The 15,271-nt window shown below is 74.8% G+C and carries 14 protein-coding genes and 1 pseudogene; 7 read left to right on the forward strand and 8 right to left on the reverse strand.

Annotated elements, in window-relative coordinates:
- Positions 1-121 precede the first annotated feature (121 nt).
- On the forward strand, positions 122-1,213 hold the full coding sequence (locus tag ACWGKU_RS24830; protein ID WP_452178990.1) for a PP2C family protein-serine/threonine phosphatase: 1,092 nt from the start codon (positions 122-124) through the stop codon (positions 1,211-1,213).
- A gap of 135 nt (positions 1,214-1,348) precedes the next feature.
- On the forward strand, positions 1,349-1,738 hold the full coding sequence (locus ACWGKU_RS24835; RefSeq protein ID WP_452178989.1) for a DUF3224 domain-containing protein: 390 nt from the start codon (positions 1,349-1,351) through the stop codon (positions 1,736-1,738).
- A gap of 53 nt (positions 1,739-1,791) precedes the next feature.
- On the opposite strand, the gene ACWGKU_RS24840 is transcribed toward ACWGKU_RS24835, so the two are convergent.
- Positions 1,792-2,622: a poly-gamma-glutamate hydrolase family protein gene (locus tag ACWGKU_RS24840; protein ID WP_452178998.1), complete on the reverse strand. Its 831-nt coding sequence runs from the start codon at positions 2,620-2,622 to the stop codon at positions 1,792-1,794.
- Positions 2,623-2,819: 197 nt separating this feature from the next.
- Between ACWGKU_RS24840 and ACWGKU_RS24845 the strand changes: the two are divergent.
- Positions 2,820-3,533 (forward strand): annotated as a pseudogene (locus tag ACWGKU_RS24845) (DUF5995 family protein); the annotation flags it as partial.
- A gap of 191 nt (positions 3,534-3,724) precedes the next feature.
- Here the strand turns inward: ACWGKU_RS24845 and ACWGKU_RS24850 are convergent.
- Positions 3,725-5,164 carry a GuaB1 family IMP dehydrogenase-related protein gene (locus ACWGKU_RS24850; RefSeq protein ID WP_452178988.1) on the reverse strand — a complete coding sequence of 480 codons (1,440 nt, stop codon included), beginning with the start codon at positions 5,162-5,164 and terminating at the stop codon, positions 3,725-3,727.
- Between the two features lie 361 nt (positions 5,165-5,525).
- Between ACWGKU_RS24850 and ACWGKU_RS24855 the strand changes: the two genes are divergently transcribed.
- Both ACWGKU_RS24855 and ACWGKU_RS24860 read left to right on the forward strand, forming a co-directional pair.
- Positions 5,526-7,010 (forward strand): SDR family NAD(P)-dependent oxidoreductase, encoded by a 1,485-nt coding sequence (locus ACWGKU_RS24855; protein ID WP_452178997.1) that lies wholly within the window; start codon positions 5,526-5,528, stop codon positions 7,008-7,010.
- A 21-nt stretch (positions 7,011-7,031) separates the two neighbouring features.
- Complete coding sequence (locus tag ACWGKU_RS24860) at positions 7,032-7,493, forward strand: nucleotide triphosphate diphosphatase NUDT15 (protein WP_359898714.1); 462 nt, start codon at positions 7,032-7,034, stop codon at positions 7,491-7,493.
- A gap of 35 nt (positions 7,494-7,528) precedes the next feature.
- On the opposite strand, the gene ACWGKU_RS24865 is transcribed toward ACWGKU_RS24860, so the two are convergent.
- From ACWGKU_RS24865 to ACWGKU_RS24875, 3 genes are read right to left on the reverse strand one after another with little or no spacing between them, the layout of a single operon-like run.
- Positions 7,529-9,772: an FtsX-like permease family protein gene (locus ACWGKU_RS24865; protein WP_452178987.1), complete on the reverse strand. Its 2,244-nt coding sequence runs from the start codon at positions 9,770-9,772 to the stop codon at positions 7,529-7,531.
- Positions 9,769-10,461 (reverse strand): ABC transporter ATP-binding protein, encoded by a 693-nt coding sequence (locus ACWGKU_RS24870; RefSeq protein WP_401049509.1) that lies wholly within the window; start codon positions 10,459-10,461, stop codon positions 9,769-9,771. Before ACWGKU_RS24870 ends, ACWGKU_RS24865 begins: the two co-directional genes overlap by 4 nt.
- Positions 10,458-10,982, reverse strand: coding sequence for a PadR family transcriptional regulator (locus ACWGKU_RS24875; protein ID WP_401049507.1), 525 nt, complete (start codon positions 10,980-10,982; stop codon positions 10,458-10,460). Before ACWGKU_RS24875 ends, ACWGKU_RS24870 begins: the two co-directional genes overlap by 4 nt.
- A 407-nt stretch (positions 10,983-11,389) precedes the next feature.
- Here ACWGKU_RS24875 and ACWGKU_RS24880 point away from each other — a divergent pair, with 407 nt between their 5' ends.
- Positions 11,390-12,046, forward strand: a complete 657-nt coding sequence (locus ACWGKU_RS24880) for an Rv1733c family protein (protein WP_401054861.1) — start codon at positions 11,390-11,392, stop codon at positions 12,044-12,046.
- A 27-nt stretch (positions 12,047-12,073) separates the two neighbouring features.
- On the opposite strand, the gene ACWGKU_RS24885 is transcribed toward ACWGKU_RS24880, so the two are convergent.
- The 3 genes from ACWGKU_RS24885 to ACWGKU_RS24895 all read right to left on the reverse strand — a co-directional run bounded on the left by ACWGKU_RS24885 (position 12,074) and on the right by ACWGKU_RS24895 (position 14,174).
- A complete protein-coding gene (locus ACWGKU_RS24885) occupies positions 12,074-12,508 on the reverse strand; it encodes a hypothetical protein (protein ID WP_452178986.1) in 435 nt (144 codons plus the stop codon).
- A gap of 96 nt (positions 12,509-12,604) precedes the next feature.
- Entirely contained in the window at positions 12,605-13,282 is a 678-nt protein-coding gene (locus tag ACWGKU_RS24890) for a YoaK family protein (RefSeq protein ID WP_401054863.1), read from the reverse strand.
- 157 nt (positions 13,283-13,439) lie between these two features.
- A complete protein-coding gene (locus tag ACWGKU_RS24895; protein WP_401054864.1) occupies positions 13,440-14,174 on the reverse strand; it encodes an MgtC/SapB family protein in 735 nt (244 codons plus the stop codon).
- A 465-nt stretch (positions 14,175-14,639) separates the two neighbouring features.
- Between ACWGKU_RS24895 and ACWGKU_RS24900 the strand changes: the two genes are divergently transcribed.
- The coding region (locus ACWGKU_RS24900) for an ABC transporter ATP-binding protein (RefSeq protein ID WP_452191566.1) at positions 14,640-15,271 on the forward strand (632 nt) is incomplete at its 3' end.

Genomic DNA, 15,271 nt, shown 5'->3' on the forward strand with positions numbered 1-15,271 from the left:
CCGGCGGACCGGGGTGCGGCCGGACCCGACCCGCCCCGGCCGACCGATCTGCACACCGACCGGCCGGACCACCCCCGGGATCGACCCGCCGGAGCGACCGACCGGCACCACTGGAGGACGCGTGACCGCCGACGGCCCGGACGGGGTGCCGCCGCTGCACCTGCCGAGGCGGACCCGGCTGCTGCTCTACGGCGCGCTCCTGCTGCTGGTCGCCGCCGTCGTGGCCGCACTGGCGATCGGGCCCGGAACCACCCTGGCCCCGCTGCTCGCGGTGGCCCCGGTGCTCGCCGGCGCGACCACCCGGCGGGCCCGGGTGCCGCTGCTGGTCGGTGCGGTGGCGCTGCTCACCGTCGGGCTGCTGGAGTCGGCCAACGCGCAGCTGCCGCTCTCGGTCCGGATCAGCGTGCCGGTCACCGTCCTGGCCTCGACCCTGGCCAGCGCCGCCAGTGTCGTCCTGGTGGCGGCCCGCGAGCGGGAGCTGTTCCAGGTCCGGACGGTGGCCGAGGCGGCGCAGCGGGCCCTGCTGCGCCCGCCGCCGGAGCGGATCGGGCCGTTGCGCGTGGCGGTGCGGTACGTGGCGGCGGCCGCCGAGGCGCGGATCGGCGGGGACCTGTACGCCGTGGTGGAGACCCGTTTCGGGGTGCGCATCCTGCTCGGCGACGTCCAGGGGCACGGACTGCCGGCGGTGGAGACGGCGGCGGACGTCCTCGGGGTGTTCCGGGAGGCCGCCCGGACCGAACCCGATCCCGGCCGGCTCGCCGAACGGCTGGACGCGGCGCTCGCCGCCCGGCCGTCGGACGAGGGGCGGTTCGCCACCGCGCTGCTGCTCGACGTGGCGGCGGACCGGGGGCCGGTGCGGCTGGTGAACTGCGGCCACCCGCCCCCGCTGCTGCGCCGGGCGGGCCGGGTGAGCGAGCTGGAGCCGCCGTTCCCGGCGCCGCCGCTGGGGCTGCTCGGGCTCACCGGCGGCGGGTACCCGGACCGGCGCTTCGAGCCGGAGCCGGGTGACGTCCTGCTCCTGCACACCGACGGGGTGTCGGAGGCCCGGGACGCCGGGGGCCGGTTCTACCCCATCGCGGAGCGGCTGCCCGGCCTGCACGGCGGCTCGCCGGCGGACCTGCTGGACGCCGTGCTGGAGGACGTCGGCGACTGGGTCGGGGCCACCGGGCTGGCCGACGACGCGGCGGTGCTGGCGATCCGCTGGGAGCCGTGACCGGGCCGCGCCGCCGGCTCCGGCGGCTCCGCCGAGCGGCCCGGACGCGATTGTCAGTGGGGTGTGCAAGGCTCGGTTCGCGGTCGGCGGGGAGCCGGCCGACCAGCAGTGGACGGTCGACGAGGGGACGGTGCCATGGGGAACAGGGCGAGCGGGTCGTTCGAGCTCACCGCGTTCGAGCCGGTGGAGACGGAGGAGCGGGAGGGCGCGGCCTTCGGGCGGGTCCGGATCGCCAAGACCTTCACGGGCGGGCTGAGCGGGGCGAGCGAGGTGCGGATGCTCTCCGTCACGGGCCCCTCCGGCAGCCCGGCCTCGTACGTCGCGGTGGAGCACGTGACGGGTGAACTGGACGGGCGCGCGGGCTCGTTCGTGCTCCAGCACACGGCCTGGGACACCGCCGGCACGACGATACGCGTGGTGCCGGGCACGGGCGCGGGCGAGCTGGCCGGGATCACCGGGGAGTTCCGGCTGACCGTCGACGAGTCCGGCGCCCACACCTACGTCCTGGAGTACGAGCTGGGCTGACGCCGGCCCCGCGCGCCGCGGCCGGCTGTCCGGCTGCCCGGCTGTCCGGCCCGTCAGAGGACGGGCTGGCCCGCTTCCAGCCGCCGGATCGCGGCCCGGACCGCGGTCGCACAGCTCCAGAACAGCGGCAGGGTGTTGGTCGCCCGGTCGGCGCGGGTGTTCTTGCCCGGGGCGAACATCGCGGCCCGCAGCTCGGTGGTCATCTCCAGCTGGGCGCCCATCCCGAGCAGGCTGCGGTTGCAGATGTTCTCCGGGGAGATGCCCGCGATCTCCTCCTCGCCGGAGGCGGTCACCGCCCGGATGCCCGCCGCCGCGAACTCCTCCATCAGGTACTGGCGGAGGGTGGCGTTCAGGCCGCCGACCAGCACGGCCTGGGCACCGGCCTCCAGGCCGGCCTGGGCGGCGGTGCAACCGTGCAGCGACACCACGTTGAGGCTGCCGCCGCACATCGCCCGGGCCACGCCGTCGTCGCAGTGGGTCGAGGTGACGTGCAGCTCGCTGTTGTTGGAGGAGCGCAGGCCCTCGAACATCCAGTAGTCGTGCGTCGGCCCGGCGGCCGGGGTCGGCGCGAGGTCGGCCGGGTGGTAGCCGGCGACGGCCAGGCAGAGTTCGGAGGTGCCGACCTCGATGCCGCCGCCGTGCGGGGCGATGACGGTCGTCCGGACGACGGACGTGCGGCCCTGCAGGCTCTGGTCGTCCATCAGGTGCCGGCGGTAGCGGCGGCCGTAGTCCACGCCCTCGACCACGGTCGTGCTGGCGTAGAGGGCCGTGTTGGAGGGGTACAGGTCGGCGGCGGCGCTCGCGGGGGTGCTTCCCACGACGGCACCGAGGGTGCCGAGGGCCGGGGCCGCGGCGAACGCGGCGATGAGGGTTCGTCGGTTGATCACGGCAGGGATGATGGCAGGAGGTGGGGGATCGGCAAAGCCCCTGCAACGTCATGACCGAATACGTGCCATGCCACGGACGGAATCAGCCTGATCGTGTGACACCGGCTCGACGGGCTCGTGCTGCGTCCACCGGGCACCCGCCCACGCTGTCACGATGATGCGATCAGTGCACGATCGGCATCGGAGGGTGGCGCATGCCCGGCACGGCGGTGGATCGTACGACGGCAGCGGGGGCGCGGGCGGCCACGAGGACGGCCGCGGTCGGGCGGGTGATCGACCGGCTGCGGCGGATCGGGGCGGGGCTGCCCCCGGCCGACGGCGTGGCGGTCTTCAACCGGATCTACCTCACCGTGACGCAGGCGGTGCGCGACCGGCTGGACCACGGGTGCTTCGTCGACCCGCGGGCGACGGCCGAGCTGGACGTGGTGTTCGCCGGGCACTACCTGCGGGCCGTGGCCGCCGACGCGGCCGGACGGGAGCCGCCCGCCTGCTGGCGGCCGCTGTTCGCGCTGCGCGCCCACCCGGGAGTGCACCCGCTGCAGTTCGCACTGGCCGGGATGAACGCCCACATCCAGCACGACCTGCCGCTGGCCGTCGTGGACACCTGCCGCCGCCGGGGCTGCGAGCCCGCCGCCGTCGAGGAGGACTACCACCGGATCAACCGGGTGCTGGCCGAGGTGGAGACGGCCGTCCGGGAGCAGCTGATGCCCGGCCCCGACCTGCTGGAGCTCGCCGAGCCGCTCCCCCACCTGCTCGGCGTCTGGTCGGTCGGGGCCGCCCGGGAGGGCGCCTGGAACGCCGTGGAGGCGCTGTGGGAGCTGCGGTACCTGCCGGGCGCGGCCCGGGCCTTCGCCGCCGCGCTGGACGGTTCGGTCGGACTGCTCGGCCGCGCCCTGCTGCTCCCGCTCGGAGCACTGCTCCCACCCCGGCCGGACGGGGTGCCGGGCGCCGGTCCGGACGGCGTACCGGGCACCGGACCGGACGGGGTGCCGGGCACCGGGCGGCAGGCCTCCGTGACGGCCGCGGCCGCCCGGCTCCCCGAGGCGAGGAACCGGCCGGCCGGCGGTACGGACGCGGGCGCCGCGGGCGCCGGCGGCGATCAGGCCCAGCTGGAGTGCAGCGGCTTGCCCTCGGCGTAGCCGGCCGCGCTCTGGATGCCCACGATCGCCTTCTCGTGGAACTCCTCCAGACTGGCAGCGCCCGCGTAGGTGCAGGAGCTGCGGACGCCCGCGATGATCGAGTCGATCAGGTCCTCGACGCCCGGGCGGGCCGGGTCGAGGAACATCCGGGAGTGCGAGATGCCCTCCTCGAACAGCGCCTTGCGGGCCCGGTCGTACGAGGAGTCCTGGGCGGTGCGGTTGCTCACCGCACGGGCCGAGGCCATGCCGAAGCTCTCCTTGTACTGGCGGCCGTCGGCGGCGGTCTGGAGGTCGCCCGGGGACTCGTAGGTACCGGCGAACCAGGAGCCGATCATCACGTTGGAGGCGCCGGCGGCCAGCGCCATCGCGACGTCGCGCGGGTGGCGCACGCCGCCGTCCGCCCAGACGTGCTTGCCGAGCCGGCGCGCCTCGGCGGCGCACTCCAGGACGGCGGAGAACTGCGGCCGGCCGACGCCGGTCATCATCCGGGTGGTGCACATGGCGCCGGGGCCGACGCCGACCTTGAGGATGTCGGCGCCCGCCTCGACCAGGTCGCGGACACCGACGGCGGAGACCACGTTGCCGGCCACGATCGGGACCCGCGGGTCCAGTCCGCGCACCGCGCGCAGCGCGCTGATCATGGACTCCTGGTGGCCGTGCGCGGTGTCGACCACCAGCACGTCGGCGCCGGCCTCGATCAGCGCCTCGGCCTTGCCCGCGACGTCGCCGTTGATGCCGACGGTGGCGGCGATCCGCAGCTTGCCGGCCGCGTCCAGGGCCGGGGTGTAGAGGGTGGCGCGCAGCGCGCCCTTGCGGGTGAGGAGGCCGACCAGCCGGCCCTCGCCGTCCACGACCGGGGCGAGCTTGCGGTGCGCCTCGGTGAGCTTGTCGAAGGCGGTCCGCGGGTCGATGCCCTCGTCCAGCACCAGCAGCTCGCGGGACATGATGTCGGCCAGGCTGGTGAAGCGGTCCACGCCCTGGCAGTCGGACTCGGTGACCACGCCGACCGGCCTGCCGTCCTCGACCACCACGAGGGCGCCGTGGGCGCGCTTGGGCAGCAGCGAGACGGCCTCGGCCACGGTGGCGCCCGGGGCGAGCGTGATGGGGGTGTCGAAGACCAGGTGGCGCTGCTTGACCCAGGAGACGACCTCGGCGATGACCTCGGTGGGGATGTCCTGCGGGATGGCGACCAGGCCGCCGCGGCGGGCGACGGTCTCGGCCATCCGGCGGCCGGCGATGGCGGTCATGTTGGCCACGACCAGCGGGATGGTGGTGCCGGTGCCGTCGTTCGAGGAGAGGTCCACGCCCTGCCGGGAGCCCACGGCGGAACGGCTGGGGACCATGAAGACGTCGTCGTACGTCAGGTCGTACGAGGGCTTGAGGTCGTTCAGGAAGCGCATGAAGAAGGGCTCTCTGGCTGGGGGATACACCTCGGGTGCGGTTGCGGCGATGCCGCCGGAGCGCACTCGGGCGCCCGGCACCCAGCATTCGATTCTCCGTGAGGGCGGGGCCAAAAGCCAGTTCGAGGAGCTTTGCTGGGGCTGTCCACAAACCGTGATCAATGCTCCGCGCGTAGACATGGAGGATCATCCAAAGACCCCCTCCGACGTCCGGTTTTCGCCCCGGTCCGGACCGCTCCCGTAGCATTCACGCGGTAACGGGCATGGCTTCACGCGTGTGGGCGTGGCGAACGGGAAAGCGGCAGCAGGCGTGAGCATCGGGCAGACGGACATCGAACAGACGGACATCGCGCGGCCGGACATCGCGCCGGACCGGATCGGGGACGCCGAGGAGATCGACTACGGTCCCGGCCTCGACCCCGAGCGGCTGAGGCTCTGCCTGGAGGTGATCGCCGAGCTCGACGAGCTGCACGTGGACCACCCGGACGCGATCACCGTCCGCCAGGCCGTCGGCGGCATATTCCGCACCCTGAAGCAGCGTCGCCGCCAGGAGACCCGGGCCCGCAAGACCGCCAACGACCGTGAGGTCACCGCCCGCACCGCCACCGGTGCGCCGAGCCGGATCGACGACGAGACGGCCGGCGCCTTCGGCCTGACCACCGTCACCACCACCGAGATCGCCGGCATCCTGGAGCGCCCGCGCTCCTGCTACACCTGCAAGCAGCGGTACGTCGAGGTCGACGCCTTCTACCACAACCTCTGCCAGAACTGCGCGGTCAAGAACCGCGCCCGCCGGGACGCCCGCGCCGACCTCACCGGCAAGCGCGCGCTGCTCACCGGCGGCCGCGCCAAGATCGGGATGTACATCGCGCTGATGCTGCTGCGCGACGGCGCCCACACCACCATCACCACCCGCTTCCCCAACGACGCGATCCGCCGCTTCAAGGCGATGCCGGACAGCGCCGAGTGGATCCACCGCCTCAAGATCGTCGGCATCGACCTGCGCGACCCGGCCCAGGTGCTGGCGCTGGCCGACGAGGTCGCCGCCGACGGCCCGCTGGACATCCTGATCAACAACGCCGCGCAGACCGTGCGCCGCCCGCCGGAGTCCTACCGCGAGCTGGTGAACGCCGAGTCCGCGCCGCTGCCGGCCGGCGAGCTGCCGCAGGCCACCACCATCGGCCGCTTCGGCAGCGGCAGCGTCGACCTGCCCGCACTCCCCCACCAGGCGGGCGGCGACGTGCAGCGGATCACCGCCGAGGACGTCACCTCGCTGGCCCTGGTCACCGGCTCCGCCACGCCCGCCCGGATCGCGGCCGGCACCGCGATCGACGCCGGCGGCCTGGTGCCCGACCTCGCGGACACCAACAGCTGGGTGCAGACCGTCTCGGAGGTCGGCCCGATGGAGCTGCTGGAGGTCCAGCTCTGCAACTCCACCGCGCCGTTCATCCTGATCAGCCGGCTGCGCCCGGCGATGGCCGCCTCCTCGTCCCGCCGCAAGTACGTGGTCAACGTCTCCGCGATGGAGGGCGTGTTCGCGCGCGGCTACAAGGGCGCCGGCCACCCGCACACCAACATGGCCAAGGCCGCGCTCAACATGCTCACCCGCACCAGCGCGGAGGAGATGTTCCAGTCCGACGGCATCCTGATGACCGCCGTGGACACCGGCTGGATCACCGACGAGCGCCCGCACCCGGACAAGATGCGGCTCGCCGACGAGGGCTTCCACGCCCCGCTCGACCTGGTCGACGGCGCGGCGCGGGTGTACGACCCGATCGTGCGCGGCGAGGCCGGCGAGGACCTGTACGGCTGCTTCCTCAAGGACTACGACCGCGCCAACTGGTGACCTGCTGAAGGAGATGGCGAGTTGAGCACAGCACCGACCGCACCGCTGCTCGGCGCGGGGATCATCGTGCCCACCGGGGACGGCCGGGTGCTGATCGGCCGCCGGACCACCGCCGGCGAGCCGCCCACCTGGAGCCTGCCCGGCGGCAAGGTCGACCTCGGCGAGTCCTTCGAGCGGACCGCGGCCCGCGAACTCGCCGAGGAGACCGGCATCGTGCTGCCCGCCGAGGAGATGCGGGTGCTCGCCGTCCACCTCGACCACGAGCTCGGCCGGCCCAGGCTGACCGCCGCCGTGCTGGCGCCGCCCAGCCTGGCCGAGGCCGTGGTCACCGAGCCGCACGCCTGCGCCGGCTGGGAGCGCTTCCCGGTGGACGCGCTGCCGGAGCCGATGTTCTACCCGTCCGCGCTGGTCCTCGGCAGCTGGCTGCCGGGGCTGTCCCCGCAGGTGCGGGCCGGGACGCACGGCTACCCCGTCGCCCGCTGAGGGCGGGCGGCGGGGCAGCCTCCGGGCCGGGGTGGTCAGCCGTTGCGGGCCGCCTCCGGCCCGGTGATCCGCTTCAGCAGCGGCAGGGTGGAGGCGATGATCCCGACCGAGGCGACGATGCCGAGGGCGACGACGCCGAAGTACACCGCCCCGGGCGACACCAGGCCGTAGTCCATCTGGGACGAGAGGAACAGGGCCGCGGCGGCGAAGGCCGCGCCGAGCGAGATCACCGCCACCGCCAGCAGCGGCAGCACGCTCTCCAGCGCGATCACCCGCTGCAGCAGGCGCAGCGGCGACCCCGTGAGCCGCAGCATCGCGAACGGCCGCCTGCGGTCGGAGAGCCCGGCCACCACGCTGACCGCGAGGCTGCACCCGGCGATCGGAAGCGTGGTCAGCAGCACGACGTTCGCCAACTGCCGCCATCCGGCGAGCTGTTGCTGACCTTCGGTGGCCCAGTCGCCGACCGTGTGCGCGTCGTGGTCCGGCCATGCCGCGGTGAAGACCGTCCGGACCCGTTCCTTCGCCGCCGCCGATCCGTCGGTCGTGGCGTAGAGCGCCTGGACCGGGAGCCCGGCGACCTCCTCCGCGGAGATCGGGGCGGCGGGCCACTCGGTGTCGGGGTGCGACGTGAGGTTGAGGAAGTCGCGCAGAGGGACGGCGGCGACGCTCGCCCCGGCCGCGCAGTGGCCGACCACGGGGATCCGGGCGAGGTCCGCGCAGGACACCAGGCCGGGGGTCATGAGCGGGGCGTCCGGGCGCGGGTTCACGGGGTACTTCGCGAGCCCGTCCGGATTGCTGTGGACCACCGCGAGGCCCTTGAAGCCCGGCACCGCCCGCACCTCGGCCAGCACCCGCTCCGGCGTCGAGCCCGCCAACGGCGGCCGGCCGTCCCGGAACTCGCCCTGCACCACGGACGCCCGGGACATCGGATCGCCGCCCAGCGAACCGCGGTTGGCGTTGATCGTGCCGATGATGCAAACCGTCGACGTGGTGACGAACAGTGCCAGGATCAGGCCGCTGACCGCGCGGAACCCGGTCTTCGGGTCGTCCGCGAGCCGGCGCACCGCGATCAGCGTGGCCGGGCGGCCGGTGCGGCGGGCGACCGTACGGGCGGCGACCATGGTCAGCCACGGCCCGGCGATCACCAGGCCCAGCATCACCAGCAGGAACCCGGGCAGGTAGGCCGCGGCCTGCCCGTTGCCGGTGGCCGGGCGGCGGCCGACGAAGTACACCAGCTCCGCGAGCCCGGCCAGCAGCGGGATCAGCCGCCAGGCCCGGGGCGGCTGCGGGGTGACCCGCCGGCTGACGCCCAGGGGGGAGATGGCGACCCGGCGCAGCGCGAACCGGGCCGCGACCGCTGCGGCCAACGGCACGGCCAGGGCGGTGCCCAGTATCTGGAGCCCGGTCAGGGTCAGGTCGTCGAGGTGGAAGCGGCCGCCGGTGAAGGGCACCTCGGCCGCCGGCGAGCGCAGCGCGCGGTAGAGGCCGAAGCCGGCGACCGTACCGGCCACCGCGGCGACGGTGGACTCGACCGCGGCGATCAGCGCGATCTGCCGCGGGGTGGCGCCGACCAGCCGCATCGCGGCGAACCGCTGCTCCCGGGTGGCGGCGGACAGGCGGGTCGCGGTGCCGATGAAGATCAGCACCGGGAAGATCATCGCACCGCCCACGACGGACAGGATGAGCGTCATCGCATCGCCCCGGATGCCCCGGCTCAGGCAGTCACCGTTCCCGCACTCGGGTCGGGTCGTGGCGATGGTGGTGACGGCGACGGCCCCGTGCGCGCCCTTGACCTCGTCGACCGTCCGGCCCACGAGCACGGCCAGGGTGTCCGGGGACGGCATCGCCGAGTCGTTCAGCCTGCCGACCATCCGGCCGGGGATGCGGTCACCGAGTTCGACGGCCGGGACCTTGCGCAGCAGCTCGGCCAGGGCCGGGGAGGCGTAGTACTCCCCGGGGGCCGGCAGGCGGTCGAGCCCCGGCGGGACGGGCGAGGTCGCCCCGGTGGCGGCGAGGTCGACCTCGCGGATGTCCGAGCCGTCGTAGTAGTCCAGGTGCGGCCGCCACCAGAGCGGGTCGACCGGCGCGGCCCCGGTCCGGCTCGCGGCGCCCGTATCGAGCCAGACCTGGCGCTGGTTGGCCCGCTCGATCGCGTTCATGCTGGCGAGCGTGGACAGCAGCAGCCCGACGCCGATCGCGACCGCCGCCGCGATCATCAGCAGCCGGGCCACCGCCTCCCGGCCGCCGCTGACGGCCAGGCGGAGCGAGAAGGCGATCACGGGGCCACCGTTCCGGCTCCGGCCGAGAGCGCACGGGCCTTGCCGTCGCGGACGATCGCCTCGCGGTCGGCGAAGGCGGCGACCCGGGGCTCGTGGGTCACCAGGACGACGGTGGTGCCCTGCTCGCGGGCCGAGGCGACCATCAGGTCCATCACCTGCTCGCCGGTCAGCGAGTCCAGGGCGCCGGTCGGCTCGTCGGCGAACAGCACCTGCGGGCGGGCCACCAACCCGCGGGCCAGCGCGACCCGTTGCGCCTGACCGCCCGACAGCTCGCCGGAGCGGCGCTTCTCCAGGCCGTCCAGGCCGAGCCGGGCGAACCACGGCCGGGCCTCCGCCAGCGCGGCGGAACGGCGCACGCCGTTCAGCAGCAGCGGCAGGGCGACGTTCTCCTCGGCCGTCAACTCCGGCACCAGCTGGCCGAACTGGAACACGAAGCCGAACCTGTCGCGGCGCAGGGCACTGCGCTGCGCCTCCGGCATCGCGTCCAGTCGCTTCCCGCCGAACAGCACCTCGCCCGCGTCGGGCACCAGGATGCCGGCCAGGCAGTGGAGCAACGTCGACTTGCCCGAGCCGCTGGGGCCCATGACGGCGAGCACCTCGCCGGCCTCCACGGACAGGCTCGCCCCGCGCAGCGCCGGCGTCTCGCCGAAGGCGAGGGCGACGTCCCGGGCCTCGATGACCGCGGTCATGCGTTCACCTCCGCGGCGAGCGCGTCCAGGCGGGCGGCGGTGAGGTCGATCCAGCGCAGGTCGGCCTCCAGGTGGAACAGGCCGTGGTCGGCGAGCAGGGCGTCCACCAGGGCGCCGGTGCGGCGCAGTTCGGTGAGTTCGCGCATCCGGCGCAGGTGGGCGGCGCGCTGGGTGTCCAGGTAGTGCTCGGCGTCGCGGCCCAGCATCAGGGCCAGCACCACCTTGGTGAACAGCACGGACTGGAGGTTGGGCTCGGGTGCGACCGGTTCCCGCAGCCAGGTCTCGAACTCGGTCGCCCCGGTCTCGGTGATGACGTACCGCTTGCGCTCGGGCCCGTCGCCGGGCTCCGCCTCGCCGGCCATCACCTTGCCGTCGCGGGCCAGTCGGCCGAGGGTCGCGTAGACCTGACCGTACGGAAGGGGCTTGCCGCGGCCGAAGAGGGCGTCGTAGTCGCGCTTGAGGTCGTAGCCGTGGCTGGGCTCACGCTCCAGCAGCCCCAGGAGGGTCAAAGGAACACTCATGGAGGGAAACATACACCCGGCGTATACTCCGAGTGTATATCCGGGCAGAATAAGGCCATGACCTGGGACGTCGTCAGCTTCCCTGCGGGGCACGGGCGGAGAGCGGCCAGGTGCCGGGCACGGCACAGGCAGGGGGTGACCCCACGACCACCCCCTGCCCCATACCTCGACCCGGCGCCCCCACGGCCGAACCGGGCCACGGCCGCGCCCAAGCACCGGGAGGGCGCCGCCGCTCCCCAGCCTGCCCGGACCGCCCGGCGGATGCCGAGGGCCGAACGTCCCGACTGCGGGGCCGAGCGGCCCTGGCGGTCCTCCGGGCGCGCACGAGTCTTGTGCGCGGAGGCCCGCCGGGGGGAGATTGGGGCGGGAACCACCCTGCGCCCCCGCGTCCCTGAGGAGCCCTCACCGTGTCCAGCACACCCCGTCCGGCCCGGCCCGCGTCGCTCCCCCGACGCGCCGGCCGACAGCTGCGGCGGGCCCTCGGTGCCCGGCACGAGCCGCTCGTCCGCCCCCTCGACCGCTCCCGGGCCCGCGCCTGGCTGTCCGCCCTGCTCGGCGCGGTGCTCGCGCTCGCCCTCGCCACGGGCGGCTCCCTGCTCCTCTACCGCTCCACCGCCCACCTGGCCGACACCGACCGCGCACGGCTGCAGCAGGTCGACGCCGTGGTCCGCGGCGTCCCGGACCGCGCCACCGCCGTCGGCAGCCGCTTCGCCGGCGGCTACAGCAACCGGATCGACGCCGACGCGGCCTGGACCGCCCCCGACGGCACCCGGCACGTCGGCACCGTCCAGGCCCCGCACTCCGCCGTCACCGGCAGCCACGTCCCCGTCTGGGTCGATCCGGCCGGCGCCGTCTCCGCTCCCCCGGCCGACCGCGTGGCCCTCGCGGTCTCCGCCGCCTGCACGGGCGCCGGGGCCCTCCTCGCCCTCCTGGCCCTGCTCGCGCTCGCCCTCCGGCTGCGCCTCCACGCCCTCGACCGCCGTGCCGAGACCGCCTGGAGCACCGGCTGGGCCCGCCTCGAACCCCGCTGGAGCGGCCGCGCCGGCCACCGCAGCGAGGACTGACCGGGGCCGGGGCCCGACCCCGGCCCGTCAGTCGCCGGTGACGCCCCAGAAGTAGAGGCCGTCAGGAGCGCCGTCCGGCCCGTAGGTGACCGTGCAACAGCCCGAGCCCCGGAAGGAGGGCGGGAAGTCGATGTCGCCCGCGCCCTTCTCCTCGGCGGCGCGGACGACGTCCAGCGAAGGCCGGTCGGTGCCGAACAGCTCCACGGCCTCGGCCCCCTCCACCACCCGGACATCGCCGTGGTCCTCCTCGTCGACGGCGCAGTGGACCACGGTGACCACGTCGAGCACGGAGTGCGCGCCCTGCTCGTCGAGCCGGCCGGAGTCCATGAGCTCCGCGAGCGATCCGAGCCCCTCCCGCAGGTCGTACCCGTCCTCCGCGAAGACCTTCTCCCTCAGCGCGTCCAGGGCGGCCTGAAGGTCCTCCCGATGGGGAACCGCGTACGACCAGGCGCCGGCGCCCATGCAACTCACCTGTCCCTCACGACGATCCGTAGGCCGCGGCCTGCCGGGACGGTAGCGCATCGGGCGGACCGCGACTCCGGGGCCGTCGTCGCCGGGTCAGCGGGGGCGGGTCCAGGCCGGGGCGGGGGTGGGCCTGGCCGCGCGGTGGGTGAGGGCGGCGACGGCGAGGAGCAGCACGAGGGCCAGGGCGAGGGCGAGGGGGACGTTCGCGCGGAGGACGAGGACGGCGCCGAGGAGGGCACCGGCGAACATCCAGACGGCGGAGGCGAGACGGCGGGGGCCGGTGCGGTCGGCGGCCAGGGCGGTGATGGTCATGGTGAGCACGGTGGTGGTGAGGTCGGGCACCTTCAGGGCGCGGACCACCGCGTTCTGGCCGCCCATGGCGAAGCCGAGCAGCCCGATCAGGACGTAGCGGGCCGGGTCGCCGGTGTGGCCGGCCACGGCCGCCAGCACGGTGGCCGCCGCGACCAGCGCCGACTGGACGGCGACGGCGGCGGTCAGCAGGTGACCGCGGTGGCCGGGCAGACGACGGGCGAGGTGACCGCCGGCCAGCGCGCCGAGCAGGAAGGCGGCGAGGGCGGCCAGCGAGGCGGTGGCGGAGAGGTTGGCGGCGCCGGCCAGGGCGAAGCCGAGGAACACCACGTTGCCGGTCATGTTGGCGACGAAGACGTGGCCGAGTTCGAGGTAGCTGACCGCGTCCACCACTCCGGTGACCACGGTCAGCACCAGCAGCATCGGCACCAGCGGCCCGTGCTCGGGTTCGGGGGTCGGCATCGGGCCTCCAGTCGGTTCGGGCGGGGTCGGGCGGCGGTTCCGGGGCGTGCGGGGCCTGCGGTGGCACGGCGGCGCGGCGGCACGGCGACGGCGACGGCGACGGCGACGGCGACGGCGACGGCGACGGCGACGGCGACGGCGCGACGGCGCTACGGCCTCAGGCGAGCGCCGGGTTGCCGGGGTCCTCCGGTTCGTCCTCCAGGTGCCAGTGCAGGTCGCGCACGCCCGGCTCCAACGACAGCCGGGTGACGACCTGTTCGAGCGCCGGGGCGACCGACCCGGTGATCGCGACGGTGGCCCGCAGGCTGGTGGCGTCCCCGCTGTCGGTGCGGCGGGCCCGCAGACCGGTCGGGGCGAGCCCGGAGGCGGCGAGGGCCTGGAGCAGCAGGGCCCGGATGTGGGTCTCGGACTTGCGGTCGCACTCCAGGTGGATGGTGGCGCGGCTGGTGGAGTCCGGGTCGCTGCCGGACTGCGGGGCCCGGTCGAGCAGTCGGCCGGCCGGGCGCAGCACCAGGTGGACGGCGAGCACGGCGAGCGTGCCGAGGACGGCCAGCTGCAGTTCGCCGGCGGCGGCCAGCACCCCGACGGCGGCCGAACACCACAGCGTGGCCGCGGTGTTGAGGCCGCGCACGCCGGCGCCGTCGCGCAGGATGACGCCACCGCCGAGGAAGCCGATGCCGGAGACGACGTACGACGCGACCCTGGTGGGACTGCCGGTGTCGCCGACGGCCTCGCTGTAGAGCACGAAGAGGGTGGCGCCGGCGGCGACCAGGGCGTTGGTGCGCAGGCCGGCCATCCGGGCCCGCCACTGGCGCTCGACGCCGATCAGCGCGCCGCAGGCGACGCCGGTGGCGAGCCGGACGAGGAAGTCGACGGTGGTCAGGGTGTGCACGACGGCACCTCCTTCACGGGAGGAGGGTACGGACGGGTGGCGAGCCGCCGCCCACCGACCGTCCGTGCGGGGCGGGCGGTGACGTGCGGTCGGCACGGCCGACGGTTCGGCGCGCGGTCTTGACGACCTCGATGATGGCCATCACCCCCGCGGCCGACGGGTAGGCGCGCAGGGTGGTCGTACCGACCCCCCGCCGGTTGCCGCACACGGGGCTGACCGCGCGTCGGGTGACGCGCTCGGCGACGCGGCACGGCACGGACCCCCCGAGCGGTGAACCGCGAGCCGCGAACCGCCCCGAGCATAGACCGCCCCCGAACGACCCGGACCGGGTTTCCGCCCACATCCTCGACAGCTTTGTAGAAGTTTGACTGAATCCGATCACCCCCACCGGAGAACTCTCCGGAAACCATTCGGGAACCATCCCGCCGCGCAGCACGTCCTCCGGCATATATAGTTCACCGACATATGCAGTTGAGCAGCTCACGAGGGGGAAGTGTGTCCCACACCGATCCGACCCGGCCCGCACCCGTCCTGCGCCTGGCGGGCGTCACCCGCGTGCACGGGCGGGGCGCCGCCGAGGTGCACGCCCTGCGCGGCATCGACCTGGCCGTCCACCCGGGCGAGTTCGTCGCCGTGATGGGCCCGTCCGGCTCCGGGAAGTCGACCCTGCTGACCCTGGCCGGCGGGCTGGACCAGCCCAGCGACGGCGAAGTGCTGGTGGAGGGGGTCGCGCTCGGCGGCCTCGGCCGCGGCAGGCTCGCCGACCTGCGGCGGCGCTCGATCGGGTACGTCTTCCAGGACTACAACCTGATCCCGGCCCTGACCGCCGCCGAGAACATCGCCCTGCCGCGCGAACTCGACGGCGTCCCGGGACGCCGGGCCCGCCGGGAGGCGCTGGCCGCGCTGGAGGAGCTGGGCATCGGGGAACTCGCCGACCGCTTCCCCGACGACATGTCCGGCGGCCAGCAGCAGCGCGTCGCCATCGCCCGCGCCCTGATCGGCGACCGCCGCCTGGTCCTCGCCGACGAACCCACCGGCGCCCTCGACTCCACCACCGGCGAGGCCGTCCTCGCCGTCCTGCGCGCCCGCTGCGACGC

The organism is Kitasatospora sp. NPDC054768, from assembly GCF_053612025.1.